Here is a 13,391-nt window from a genome sequence, read left to right on the forward strand (position 1 = left end):
GATTTTGCTTTGTAAACTCACTCATTATGTCGTGATAATAATTAGGCTATGTGGACCAAAGCGTTCTTATTTCGAACAATTTTTGAAAAGTTTAACTTAAAGAGATTATAAAGTTTGCAAAATCTATAAATCTAAAATCCAACCAAAGACTAAAGGTGCAACTATTGAAGCATCAGACTCAACTATGAATTTTGGAGTATTTGCCCCCAACTTACCCCAAGTAATTTTTTCATTGGGCACTGCTCCTGAATATGAACCATAACTTGTAGTAGAATCTGATATTTGACAGAAATAAGTCCATAAAGGCACATCATCCATTTCCAAATCTTGATGCAACATAGGCACAACACAAATAGGAAAATCTCCAGCAATTCCTCCTCCTACTTGAAAGAACCCTATACCATTTTGAGAATTATTGATATACCAATTGGCAAACCACTGCATATATTCAATACCCGACTTCATGGTAGAAGTGCTGAGATCGCCTTTAATACAATAAGAGGTGAAAATATTTCCAAGAGTACTGTCCTCCCATCCAGGAACGAGTATTGGAATTCCTTTTTCGGCAGCTGCCAAAACCCAACTATTTTCAGGGTTGATTTGATAGTACTTCTCCATACTGCCAGATATCAGAAGGTCATACATAAACTCATGAGGAAACTTTCGAACACTGTCGCTATGAGCTTGCTGCCAAATTTCAAAAATATGTGTTTGTATTCTTCTAAAAGCCTCTTCTTCAGGAATACATGTGTCAGTTACCCTGTTTAGACCTTGATTAAGCAATTCTTCTTCTTGATGAGGGGTTAAATCTCTATAATTGGGAATTCTTTTATAAAAATCATGAGCGACCAAATTCATGATATCTTCTTCTAAATTTGCGCCAGTACAAGAGATGATATGCACTTTGTCTTGACGAATCATTTGAGCTAAGGAAATACCTATTTCGGCCGTACTCATAGCACCAGCAAGAGTAATCATCATTTTATTTCCATTAGCCAATGCCATTTCATATCCCTTTGAGGCATCAACTATTGATGCGGCATTAAAATGCTTAAAGTGCGTATTCATAAATTGCTTAATACTCATATTATTTGTTTAAAATGAAACTTAATATTTTGTACAATAATTTTGCTGCTGTAAAATTAGCATGATTATAATTTGGATTAGGACATAGCTCAACGATATCAAAACCAACGATAGTTTTGTTTTGGCTAATAGCTTTTACTGCTCCAATGAGTTGTTGCCAACTCATTCCTCCAGGTTCAGGGGTTCCAGTAGCTGGCATTATGCTAGGGTCCAAAGCATCAAGATCAATTGTAATATAGACATTATCATGGAGTTTTTGACTAAACTGTTTCCAATTGTAATCTTCTGAAATCTGGTGAGAAAAGATCACTTTATCCATATTCATCCATTGTTTTTCAGAGATATCCATGCTTCTAATTCCTATTTGATGCAAATCCGTATTTTTGCTTGCCCAATGTAAAGCACAAGCGTGATTGTATTCAGATCCCTCGTATGTTTCTCTTAAATCAGCATGAGCATCGAATTGAACCACACTCAAATTAGAATATTTTTTTTTGAAAGCCTGTAATATTCCTATGGATACAGAATGTTCGCCTCCTAAAAAAGCTAATAACTTATCTTCTTTAAGTAGGTTTTGTGTAAATCGATAGATATTGTTGTTGGTTAATGTTGGATTACTTAAAATAGGTATTGGTTTTGACAAAAATATACCATGTTTATAGGTTTCCTGCTGTGTTTCTATATCATACAACTCCAAATACAATGCTGCATCGAGCAAGGCTTGTGGTCCCTTATCGGCTCCTTTCATCCATGTACTCGTGACATCATATGGAACGGGTATTATAATTGCTCGAGCGCTGTTTAGCTGAGCATATTCTGACGGTATTCCTGCAAAAGTATTCATTCTAATAACCTAATATTTTTAGCATATGATTGGCATTTTGTTCTTCGGCAAAAACCTTAATATTATGGTTTTTGTCAATAATTATATGTTTTGGCGAAGGTATTAAACAATGTTTTATCCCGCCATAACCAGAAATTGATTCTTGATAGGCACCCATATTAAAAAAACCAATCAATAGGGGTTTTAAATGGTCGTACTTAGGTAAATAAATAGCATTGGTGTGCTGTTCTGAATTATAGTAATCGTCTCCATCACAAGTAATTCCTCCAAGTAAAACTCTTTCATATTCTTCATCCCAATTATTAATGGCTAACATTATATAACGTTTATTAATGGACCAAGTATCGGGTAAGGTCGTAATAAATGAAGAGTTTATTATATTCCATCGCTCTTTATCATTTTGTTTTTTTTGTGCAAGCACTTGGTATAGTATAAATCCCGATTCTGCTACGGTATAAGAGCCAAATTCTGTATATAAATTAGGATAAGGTACATTTTTACTATCACAACTTTCTTGAATGGCTTTTACAATTTCATAAATCATGTAGTCATAGGAAAAATTGTCTAATAACGAATTTTTGACTGGAAATCCCCCTCCTAAATTTAAGCCTTTTAAAGATGGTTGAAGTTGATGCAACTGCAAATAACATTCCATACATTTATGCAGTTCATTCCAATAATGTAAAGTGTCTCTTATACCAGCATTTATGAAAAAATGTAACAACTCAAGACTAAATTTTTGTGAATCATGAATGTTGTCCAAGTAGAATTGTTGTATTTTATCAATTCTAACCCCTAACCTCGACGTATAAAACTCAAATTTTGGATCTTCGTCAGTAGCTATTCTAATTCCAATTTTAAGAGTATTATTGAGTAGAGGTTCTATGAACTCTAGTTCGTGATAATCGTCAACAATTAAAGTAATGTTTTTAAATCCTTTATTGGCTAAATGAGCAATGGCTGATAGATAGGTTTCTGTCTTATATCCATTACAAATAATCAAATGATCTACATCTATTTTGTTAGTATCATAAAGTTTATTTACAATATCAATGTCAAAAGTTGAAGAAGTTTCAATAAAACAATTTTCCTCTAAAATGGCGTCAATAACAAATGAAAAGTGAGAACTTTTAGTGCAATATCCATAATGATAATCAGCATTGTAATGAAGTGTCTCAAAAGCCTGTTTAAAACCCTTTTTTGCCTGTATAATACGTTCTTTAATAAGTGGTAAATAACTGACACGTAAAGGAGAGCCGTATTTTTTATGAAGATCAACTAAATTTATATCATTGAAATGAAGTTGATTATTTTTTACAGTAAAAGGTGACTGAGGAAAGTCGAAGTTTTGATAAATCCAATCTATATAGGTTGTCTTCATTACAATTCTGAAATATCTAAATCGTCTATTGTTTCAAAGTTATCATCCTCATCAAAATTATTAACTTCTTCATTGGCTAAATCGAGTGGAATAAGGTACTGGATGTCAACCTTATTAAGAAAAACAGCTTGTAACTTTTGCTCCTTAAAGCTGACTTCAATTTTTTGAGGATTTTCAGAAAGTTTTCTGAGAACTTCTTGTTTTAAACTACCATCCAGTTTAGAAAAAGGAATAATCTTTCTAATCATTGTCATAAAATTTATTATACATATCTTTTGTAGCTATCAATACCTCTATTAATTGATCAAATTGTGAACCAGAAATTTTATCCGATATTATAAGCATATTATTTGCATCAACATAATCGATGTGTGATTGAAAATCTGTATTAACCTTGTCAATACCTTTATTGAGAAAGTACTGATTAACGTCAAGTCCTAAAAAATCTGCTTTTAAAATTAGGTCAATGAGAGGGTCATTATCAACTTTAAATTTTCTAAAAATAAATACGCTATCAATTTCCATAGCATCCGCATGCTTAGAAAAATCAGCATAATAACTAGGTTCAACATTATCTTCAAAAAATATTCGATAATCTAATCCAATAATTTCATATGTTGGAAAGTATAGCGGAAGCTTACTAATTAAGGGGTCATTTTTAAAAAATAAAAACTTCATATATAAAACTAATTTAATTGTAATTATACTTACAAATTAAAATTATTTAGAAGTAATTAATTTAATTTATATATATTTAAGTAAATATTAATGTAATTTGTTATATTTAAAAAATAAATCGCTTTTTAAAACTTTATAATATTGATTTAAAGAAATTTTTTCTGCTGTATGGATGCCATTGACAAAAAAATATTGAAATATTTACAACAAAATTCTAATTTTTCGATAAAAGAAATCGCTAGTAATGTCGGATTAAGTATTACTCCGGTGTATGAACGAATAAAAAAAATGGAAAAAGATGGTATAATCAAAAACTATTCTGCAATTTTAGACCCATTAAAATTGGGAGTTAAAATAATTATTATTGTTAACATTACAATTAAAGAACATAATCATACTAAAAGAAATGAATTTGTTAATAGTATTTTATCCTATGATGAAATATGCGAACTATACCACACCTCTGGAGCTTATGATTTTATGGCAAAAATAAGAATGAGTTCAGTTGAAGAATACAAAGATTTTTTGATTACAAAATTGTCATCTATTCCAAACATAAACGATATTGAAAGTCAAATCGTACTTGAGGAAATGAAATTTACAACAGAGATTATACTTGATTAATACATTATTATGACTTAAACAAAACACTTTTTTTAAATTGTTAGGAATATGTTGGGGGAAAAAACAAAACCCCTCAATCTACTAGAGAATGAGGGGGCGTTGTAAGTGGGCAATACTGGATTCGAACCAGTGACCCCTACCCTGTCAAGGTAGTGCTCTAAACCAACTGAGCTAATTGCCCAATAATATCTTCCAAAATTAGTAATTATAAAAAATAAGAAAAATAAATTTTAATAGCAATCTATTAACAGGATGAAAATTAATTGAAGCAAAAACGTCTCCGTACATCTTAACAACATATCTGTTCAGTTCAAACACAATAACGACAACTACCACTGTAAATACTGAGGGATGACGACAAATAAAAGAATCTTGGAGATTAACATCTGGAATAATGTTCGTTAAATACGGCACACAAAAGCCTAGTAAAGGAACTATTATCAACCTAACCCAATAGTCATTGTGTAAATCTAAAACACGATAATTCATAAAACAACAAACGAATTTAGCAGCTATCAAAAACACATAAATAATAGAAAAGAATTGGTCATCGAACAAAAACTTCTATTCATCCGGTTATAATAGCGTTTCATCAAAGAAATCGCTCGAATTAATACAAAAAAAATAAGAAAACACTAATTTGAATAATTACAGATTATATCGAAATAAATTTATTAAAATTTGAATAAAATACAATGAAATGGAGCTCGAATTTCTTAAATTTGCACATATTATTAAACTATGACAAAAAAGAAAGCTGTTCTTCTAGTAAACCTTGGAACTCCTGACAGCCCAAAAACTAGTGATGTAAGAAGTTACCTGTTTCAGTTTTTAAATGATAAAAGAGTAATAGACATCCCATGGCTTCTGAGAAAGATACTAGTAAATGGCATTATTGTTCCTTTTAGAGCGCCAAAATCTGCTAAAGTATACAAAGAACTATGGACTGAAAGAGGTTCTCCTATTGTTTATCACACGGATGATTTAACGAATAAACTCAAAGAAGAGCTAGGCGAAGAATATCATGTAGAATATGCCATGCGTTATAAAAACCCTTCACTCCGAAAAACATTGGAAAGTTGGGAGAATAAAAACTTTGAGCAAATTATTATACTACCCCTATTTCCCCATTATGCCTCTGCAACCAATGGTTCTGTTATTGAAGAAGCCATGGATGTAATAAGAAAATGGTGGGTTATTCCTGAACTAAGTTTTGTTACCCAATTTTACGACCATGAATTTTATTTAAAAGGGTTTGAAGAACAAGGTAACAAGCACAACTTTAAAGAATACGATCACATCTTATTTAGCTTTCATGGTCTTCCCGAACGGCATGTTGATAAAGTGTATGACGAGGGCTTATGTCAAGATAACGATTGTGAACAAGGCGTTACTGAAGCCAATCAATTTTGTTACAAAGCTACCTGCTACGAAACAGCTATTCAATTAGCCAAACGATTCAAGCTTAAAAAAGAGGATTACAGTGTAGGCTTTCAGTCAAGACTAGGAAGAGGATGGATTGAACCTTTTTCAGACAAAATTATTGAAGACTTAGGAAAAAATGGTGCCAAGAAAATACTCGTTTTCTCACCTGCTTTTGTGGCAGACTGCCTAGAAACAACCATTGAAATTGGTGATGAATATCAAGAGTTATTTGAAGAATTCGGTGGAGAGAAAGTACAATTAGTAGAAAGTCTAAATTCTTCCGATAGTTTTGTACAAGGTTTGAAAGAAATGATAGTAAAACGAAGCATATAAAACAGAATGGAAGGTTCATTTTACAGCGTTGGTATTAGTCATTGGAATTGTCCTTTAGAGATACGAGAACAATTCAGCATAGACAAACAACAGTCATTAGAATTCATCAACGATTTAAAGTCCCTAGGTGGCTCTGCATTTACAGTTTCTACCTGTAACCGAACTCAAGTATTTGCTCAGAACATCAACATTCACCAACTGAAAGAAAAATTCATTCACTATAGTGGTAATCATCAACAAAATTTTGAGCAATATGGCTTTGTGCTAGAAAACGATGAAGCCATTCAAAATTTATTTGAAGTCAGTACCGGAATTGATTCGCAAATTTTAGGCGATTTACAAATTTTTTCTCAGGTCAAAGAAGGCGTTGAATTAGCTAAGAAAAATGCATGTATCAATAGCCAAATGGATAGGTTATTGCAATTTGTATTTCAAGCCAACAAAGAAGTACAATCGTTTACTACAATAAGTAAAGGCGCGGCATCAGTTGCTCATGCTACAGTCCTTAAAATCAGACAAAAAACAGAACATCTCAAAGACAAGAAGAAAATTCTCGTCTTTGGCACAGGCGAAATAGGACAACGGACACTAGAAAATTTAAATAGCCAGACTAAAGCCGAAATCACCATTATCAACAGAACTGCAGAAAAAGCTAAAGCAATAGCAGAGCTGCAGAAAGTGAGATTTGCCCCAATAGAATCTTTACAAGAAGAAATAAACAAATCCGATGTAGTAGTAGTCGCTACTAACGCAAAACAGTACACCATCACAGAGGAAATTACACAAGGAATACATACTGAAAAGTTATTTATAGACCTATCAGTTCCAAGAAATATTGACCCTAATACTGCATCAAACAAAATAGAATTAGTCGATATAGATCAACTTAATGCTGAAGCCGATAAAACACTAAATAAAAGAAAGAAAGATATCCCTAAAGCTAAGACCATAATTAACCTTCACAAAATAGAATTTGAAGATTGGTCAAAATTACACACCTTAGGACCTACCATAAAAAATTTAAAAAAATCCTTCGATAGCCTAAAAAATGAAGAAATTGACAAATACAAAGGTCAGTATCACAAAGAAGAATTAGAACGCATAAAACCCCTAATCGATAGCATAGTAAAAAAAATATCCAGTAAAAACATTGAATATTTACGAAAAAGGTATCGCAATGACGAAGATATATTAGAAATTATGCGAGAAATGTATAAAATTGATTAAATGCATATTAAGATAGGTAGTCGTAAAAGTAAATTAGCTCTTTGGCAAACTAATCATGTTGCCGAAAAATTATCTCAGCTTGGACATACATATGAACTTATCTTATCAGAATCAGAAGGAGATAAAATCCTAGACACTCCCCTTCCTTTGATGGGTGGAAAAGGCGTCTTTACCAAAACACTCGACGATGCTATCCTCAACAAAAGCATTGATATAGCCGTACATTCATTTAAAGATATTCCAACCGAACTTGAACAAAACCTATTTGTTGGAGCAATTCTTGAAAGAGAAAACCCTACGGACGCCCTAGTTTGCAGAAAAGGATTGGATTTTTTAGACAATAAAAATGCCGTTATTGCCACTAGTAGTAACCGAAGAAAAGCACAATGGCTAAGTAAATATCCTCACCACAAAATGGTAGATATTAGAGGAAATGTCCCCACTCGTATTCAAAAACTAAAAGATAGTGATTGGGATGCCACCATTTTAGCCAGCGCAGGACTAATTCGACTAGGGCTTGAAAACGAAATTAATCAAGAAATGCCTTGGATGGTATGCGCCCCAGCACAAGGTGCAGTAGCTGTAATCTGTCACACTCAAAACGAACAGATAAAAACAATTATTAACGAGCTTAATCATAAGCAAACAGCTTTGTGCACAAGTATTGAAAGGTCATTTTTAAATATTTTAAATGGAGGCTGCTCAGCACCTGTTGGAGCTTTCGTAACAATATCAGATACCACCTTATCCTTCAAAGGAATTGTTGTGAGTACAGATGGTCAAGAAAAGATTGAAATAGACCTAAAAGATGACTTATCCAATGCTCAATCCATAGCCCAAAAAGCTGCCGACATGGCTTTAGCAAAGGGAGCTCTCAAACTGATTGAATCAGCAGAAAATGAAAAATACAGTTAAGCACCTTCTTTTTCTTAATGATTTATCTTCACAAAATCTAGAGCAATTAAATACAGATAAATCCCTAAAAGTAAGTTCTAATGCACTTATTCGTACCACAGCTATTCCATTCAACATCAAAGAATTAGACTCTAATAAACCTTGGATATTTAGCAGCAGAACAGCTGTTGAAATACTGTTAGCAAACGAAATTTCATTCCCTAAAACAGTGTATGCTATTGGACCAAAAACAGCGGAACTTATCCCTTCAGCAATAATCCCACAAATAGCAACTGCCTCAGAGCTAGCAAAAGTCGTTATTGAAAAGGGTGAAAAAGAAGTGATTTTTATCTGTGGCAATAGAAGACGAGATGAATTACCTCAACATTTGGAATCTCACAAGATAAAAGTCAAAGAAGTCGTAGTATATCAGACCGAAAATCTCAATAAAACCTTAAATTTGCACGGTATTGATGGACTAGCTTTTATGAGTCCAAGTGCAGTTCATTCTTTGGCACAAAACGGTGGTTTCAATAATTTACCCTGTTTCGCTATTGGATCAACGACTGCACATGCTTTAAAACAAGAAGGACAGCAATGCATAACTAGTAAAACTACTACGCCCAAAAGTCTAGTAGAAACTGCAAAAAACTATTTTAAATGAAACACGATTTTCCAGAATTACAGAACGACCTCCTACTTAGAGCATTGAATGGTGAAAAAGTAGAAAGACCCCCCGTTTGGATGATGCGTCAAGCCGGTCGATTTTTACCTGACTATCGTGTTTTAAGGGAAAAATATTCTTTTTTCGAACGCTGCGAAACTCCGGAGTTAGTGTCTGAAATTACCATAATGCCCATCGACCAAGTAGGAACAGATGCAGCTATATTATTTTCAGATATATTGGTCGTACCACAAGCCCTTGGCTACGAGGTGCAAATGATAGCTGGCAAAGGCCCATTTCTTCCACAAACGGTTAACAATCTCAAAGATGCTGAAGCCATTGAAGTCCCTGATGTTCACCAAAAATTAGGCTATGTTATGGATGCGGTGACACTCACACGAAAAGACCTCAATGGTAAAGTTCCACTTATCGGTTTCGCTGGCGCACCATTTACCATATTATGCTATATGGTGCAAGGTCAGGGCTCTAAAGATTTTTCTCAAGCCAAAGCCTTCTGCCATTCCGAGAAAGATGCTGCTCATCTTTTACTTCAAAAAATAACCGACACCACCATCGCTTATCTCAACGCTCAGATTGAAGCAGGTGCACAAGCTGTACAAATCTTTGATTCATGGGCAGGTTTACTATCGCCCCAAGATTTTCAAGAGTTTGCTCTACCCTATATCAAACAAATCGTTGACAACATCAGTGGTGCACCTACCATAGTATTTGCTAAAGGAGTATGGTACGCCATCAAAGACTTAGTGGCATTAGGATCAAATGCAATTGGTGTAGATTGGGCCTTGACCCCTCAAGAAGCGAGAAAACTAGCGGGTCCAAATATTACTTTACAAGGAAACTTCGACCCAGCTTGGCTCTTTGCCCCACACGATAAAATTGAACGACTAGCTAAAGAAATGGTTGACGGATTTGGCAAAGACAAATACATTGCAAACTTAGGTCATGGAATTTTACCTACCGTGCCCGTTGAAAATGCTAAGGTATTCATCAATGCCATAAAAAATTATTCAGCCTAATGTCTATCAAACAAACATTCGAAGCGCATATTTTTGATTTACAAAATCGGATTTGTAAGGGCTTAGAACAATCGGATGGTAAGGCAAAATTTGTAGAAGATCAATGGGATAGAAAAGGTGGAGGTGGTGGTAAAACGCGTATCCTAAACAATGGTAAGGTCATTGAAAAAGGGGGCGTTAATGTCTCTGTAGTTCACGGAGATTTGCCAGATTTATTCAAAGAAAAATTTAAAGTTGATGAAGCTAGTTTTTATGCCTGTGGCTTATCCTTAGTCATTCATCCCTTGAGTCCCAAAGTACCTACCGTTCACGCAAATTGGCGGTATTTTGAGATGTACGACAAAAACGGAGATATCAAAACAGCCTGGTTTGGCGGTGGCACAGACCTTACGCCCTATTACCTAGATGAAGAAGACGCAAAACACTTCCATCAAATTAATAAAAGTGTATGCGATAAACATAATCCTAGCTATTACTCCAACTTTAAAAAAGAGTGCGACACCTATTTTTATAATTCCCACCGTGGAGAATGCCGAGGAATAGGTGGTATTTTCTTTGACTATCAGAAAGCCGATGAAAATAGAAGTATGAAAGAAATCATGAATTTCAGTATAGACTCGAGTAACGCCTTTCTTGAAGCCTATCTACCAATAGTAGAAAAACATAAGAACGAAAACTTTACGGAAGAAGAAAAAGTATGGCAAGAAATTCGTCGAGGACGGTATGTAGAGTTCAATTTACTACACGATAGAGGCACCCATTTTGGCATTAAAACCAAAGGAAGAACGGAATCTATACTCATGAGTTTACCCTCTACTGTTAGGTGGGAATACAACCATAAGCCAGATAAGGGTAGTGAAGAAGAAAAACTAATTGAAGTATTAAAAAACCCAAAAAATTGGGTCTAATCTAAGTACTATGTTTCCAGAAAATAGAAATAGACGATTACGAAAAAACAATGCCATAAGAGATATGGTACAAGAAAATAGACTTCATCCTAGCGATTTTATTGTTCCAATTTTCTTTATGGAAGGCGAAAACAAAAAAGAAGAAATCACTTCTATGCCAGGCTATTATCGTTACTCTTTAGACTTGCTCATACAAGAGGTTCAAAGTTGTTTTGATTTAGGTATTCGGTCTGCACTACTCTTTGCCAAAGTGGAAGACCAACTCAAAGATAATGAGGGAAAAGAAGCCGTTAATCCTAAAGGTTTGATGCAAAGAGCTATTCGATTATTAAAATCAGAGATTCCAGAAATGTACTTGATGAGTGATGTGGCCCTGGACCCCTACTCCATTCATGGACACGACGGCATTGTAGATGGTCAAGAAATACTCAACGACGAAACCGTTGATGTTTTAGCAGAAATGGCACTATCACATGCCGAAGCGGGTGTTGATATGGTTGCTCCATCAGATATGATGGATGGTCGCATAGGCGCTATTAGGGAACGCTTAGAAGATGAAGGTTTTCCACATGTAGGTATTATGTCATACAGTGTAAAGTATGCCTCTTCTTTTTACGGCCCTTTTAGAGATGCTCTAGATTCTAAGCCAGGTTTTGGAGATAAAAAAAGCTATCAAATGAACCCAGCAAATTCATCTGAGGCCATAAGCGAAGTGGATAACGATATAGATGAAGGTGCAGATATCATAATGGTAAAACCCGGAACACCCTACTTGGACATGGTCAAACAAGTCAGTTCTCAATTTGATATTCCAGTGAGTGTATATCAAGTATCAGGCGAATATGCAATGATAAAAGCAGCTAGCGAAAAAGGGTGGCTCAACCACGATAGTGTCATGATGGAAAGCCTCATTGGTTTCAAACGAGCTGGTGCAACACTCATAGCTACATATTTTGCTAAAGAAGCTTCAAAACTACTGAACAATGAATAACAGCGAATTACTTTTTGAAAGGGCTCAATTATTTATCCCTGGCGGGGTAAACTCACCAGTAAGAGCCTTTCGCTCAGTTGGAGGAACGCCTTTATTTTTTAAATCTGCTAAAGGTTCTATTCTTACAGATGTTGATGATAAAGAATACATTGATTTTATTGGCTCTTGGGGACCTATGATATTAGGACATTGTCACGAGCCCATTGTAAAAACTCTTCAAGAAGCAACAAACAACACCACCTCATTTGGCGCACCAACTGAATTGGAAGCAGATATTGCCGAGCTCATTTGTGAGATGGTTCCTGCTGTGGAGAAAGTACGAATGACCAATTCAGGCACAGAGGCCTGCATGAGTGCTATTAGAGTAGCTAGAGGATACACCAATAGAGAGAAATTTATCAAATTTGAAGGCAACTATCATGGTCATGCTGATGCCTTTCTGATCAAAGCAGGAAGTGGTGCCATTACACTTGGAGTACCAAATAGTCCTGGCGTAACCAAAGGTACAGCTCAAGACACTTTACTAGCACCCTATAACGACCTGGATGCTGTTAAAAGAATTATTGACGAAAATCCTGATCAAATTGCGGCTATCATACTTGAACCCGTAGCGGGAAATATGGGTTGTATTCCTCCTAAAAAAGGGTTTTTAGAGGGTTTAAGAAACTTATGCGACAAACACCATATTGTTCTTATTTTCGATGAAGTCATGACTGGTTTCAGATTAGCTAAAGGTGGCGCAAGTGAACATTATGGTATTGTTCCAGATATGGTCACTTTAGGTAAAATTATTGGTGGCGGTTTGCCCGTAGGAGCATTTGGAGGAAAAAAAGAAATTATGGATATGGTAGCACCAGTTGGACCTATCTATCAAGCCGGAACACTTAGTGGTAATCCTATTGCAATGAGCTGTGGTTATACCCTACTCAAAGAGCTAAATGAAAATCCCTCTATTTATTCCCAACTGGAGGAAAACACGGCTTATTTTGAACATGAATTAAGAAGAGTATTTGACGCATACAAGCTTCAATATGCTATTAACAGAGTTGGCTCAATGATTAGTTTTCATTTTGATGTTGAAGCAGTCAATAACTTTGACGATGCCTGTAATGCCAATTCCGACTTGTTTAAAGAGCTCTTTCATGGTGTCCTTAAAAGAGGTGTTTATTTTGCCCCTTCAGCCTTTGAAAGTTTATTTTTATCAACCACTCACACCAAAGCTTTGCTAGATAAAACCATAGCAGCTATTGAGCAAAGCTTGGAAGAGATACTTTAATTATATTTACACAAAATTATTCA

Annotated in this window: 15 protein-coding genes and 1 tRNA gene; 9 read left to right on the top strand and 7 right to left on the bottom strand. The window is 34.8% G+C overall.

Going from position 1 to position 13,391, the window contains the following annotated elements:
• Nucleotides 1–123 precede the first annotated feature (123 nt).
• From ISP73_04090 to ISP73_04110, 5 genes are read right to left on the bottom strand one after another with little or no spacing between them, the layout of a single operon-like run.
• Nucleotides 124–1,086: a deoxyhypusine synthase family protein gene (locus tag ISP73_04090; GenBank protein MBL6657767.1), complete on the bottom strand. Its 963-nt coding sequence runs from the start codon at nucleotides 1,084–1,086 to the stop codon at nucleotides 124–126.
• A 1-nt stretch (nucleotide 1,087) separates the two neighbouring features.
• Nucleotides 1,088–1,930 (bottom strand): agmatinase, encoded by an 843-nt coding sequence (speB, locus tag ISP73_04095; GenBank protein ID MBL6657768.1) that lies wholly within the window; start codon nucleotides 1,928–1,930, stop codon nucleotides 1,088–1,090.
• A gap of 1 nt (nucleotide 1,931) precedes the next feature.
• The gene (locus tag ISP73_04100; protein MBL6657769.1) at nucleotides 1,932–3,311 is read right to left on the bottom strand and encodes an arginine decarboxylase; all 1,380 of its coding nucleotides are present in this window, start codon (nucleotides 3,309–3,311) and stop codon (nucleotides 1,932–1,934) included.
• Nucleotides 3,311–3,559 (bottom strand): hypothetical protein, encoded by a 249-nt coding sequence (locus tag ISP73_04105; protein ID MBL6657770.1) that lies wholly within the window; start codon nucleotides 3,557–3,559, stop codon nucleotides 3,311–3,313. The genes ISP73_04100 and ISP73_04105 overlap by 1 nt, the downstream gene beginning before the upstream one ends.
• A complete protein-coding gene (locus ISP73_04110) occupies nucleotides 3,552–3,989 on the bottom strand; it encodes a hypothetical protein (protein MBL6657771.1) in 438 nt (145 codons plus the stop codon). The genes ISP73_04105 and ISP73_04110 overlap by 8 nt, the downstream gene beginning before the upstream one ends.
• A gap of 168 nt (nucleotides 3,990–4,157) precedes the next feature.
• Between ISP73_04110 and ISP73_04115 the strand changes: the two genes are divergently transcribed.
• Entirely contained in the window at nucleotides 4,158–4,613 is a 456-nt protein-coding gene (locus ISP73_04115; protein MBL6657772.1) for an Lrp/AsnC family transcriptional regulator, read from the top strand.
• A 106-nt stretch (nucleotides 4,614–4,719) separates the two neighbouring features.
• Here the strand turns inward: ISP73_04115 and ISP73_04120 are convergent.
• Nucleotides 4,720–4,794 (bottom strand) — tRNA-Val (locus tag ISP73_04120).
• Between the two features lie 17 nt (nucleotides 4,795–4,811).
• Entirely contained in the window at nucleotides 4,812–5,102 is a 291-nt protein-coding gene (locus tag ISP73_04125) for a hypothetical protein (GenBank protein MBL6657773.1), read from the bottom strand.
• Nucleotides 5,103–5,354: 252 nt separating this feature from the next.
• Between ISP73_04125 and hemH the strand changes: the two genes are divergently transcribed.
• Genes hemH through hemL form a run of 8 tightly spaced genes read left to right on the top strand, consistent with a single transcriptional unit; the run spans nucleotide 5,355 to nucleotide 13,368 of the window.
• On the top strand, nucleotides 5,355–6,371 hold the full coding sequence (hemH, locus tag ISP73_04130) for a ferrochelatase (protein MBL6657774.1): 1,017 nt from the start codon (nucleotides 5,355–5,357) through the stop codon (nucleotides 6,369–6,371).
• 6 nt (nucleotides 6,372–6,377) lie between these two features.
• Nucleotides 6,378–7,598 carry a glutamyl-tRNA reductase gene (gene hemA, locus ISP73_04135; GenBank protein ID MBL6657775.1) on the top strand — a complete coding sequence of 407 codons (1,221 nt, stop codon included), beginning with the start codon at nucleotides 6,378–6,380 and terminating at the stop codon, nucleotides 7,596–7,598.
• Nucleotides 7,599–8,513 carry a hydroxymethylbilane synthase gene (gene hemC / locus ISP73_04140; protein MBL6657776.1) on the top strand — a complete coding sequence of 305 codons (915 nt, stop codon included), beginning with the start codon at nucleotides 7,599–7,601 and terminating at the stop codon, nucleotides 8,511–8,513.
• Complete coding sequence (locus tag ISP73_04145; protein MBL6657777.1) at nucleotides 8,497–9,156, top strand: uroporphyrinogen-III synthase; 660 nt, start codon at nucleotides 8,497–8,499, stop codon at nucleotides 9,154–9,156. The genes hemC and ISP73_04145 overlap by 17 nt, the downstream gene beginning before the upstream one ends.
• Nucleotides 9,153–10,193 carry a uroporphyrinogen decarboxylase gene (gene hemE / locus ISP73_04150; GenBank protein MBL6657778.1) on the top strand — a complete coding sequence of 347 codons (1,041 nt, stop codon included), beginning with the start codon at nucleotides 9,153–9,155 and terminating at the stop codon, nucleotides 10,191–10,193. The genes ISP73_04145 and hemE overlap by 4 nt, the downstream gene beginning before the upstream one ends.
• A gap of 5 nt (nucleotides 10,194–10,198) precedes the next feature.
• A complete protein-coding gene (hemF, locus tag ISP73_04155; GenBank protein MBL6657779.1) occupies nucleotides 10,199–11,101 on the top strand; it encodes an oxygen-dependent coproporphyrinogen oxidase in 903 nt (300 codons plus the stop codon).
• A gap of 10 nt (nucleotides 11,102–11,111) precedes the next feature.
• A complete protein-coding gene (hemB, locus tag ISP73_04160; protein MBL6657780.1) occupies nucleotides 11,112–12,092 on the top strand; it encodes a porphobilinogen synthase in 981 nt (326 codons plus the stop codon).
• Nucleotides 12,085–13,368, top strand: a complete 1,284-nt coding sequence (hemL, locus tag ISP73_04165) for a glutamate-1-semialdehyde 2,1-aminomutase (GenBank protein ID MBL6657781.1) — start codon at nucleotides 12,085–12,087, stop codon at nucleotides 13,366–13,368. The genes hemB and hemL overlap by 8 nt, the downstream gene beginning before the upstream one ends.
• Nucleotides 13,369–13,391: the final 23 nt, after the last annotated feature.

Source organism: Flavobacteriales bacterium (genome assembly GCA_016779935.1).
Classification (GTDB): domain Bacteria; phylum Bacteroidota; class Bacteroidia; order Flavobacteriales; family UBA7312.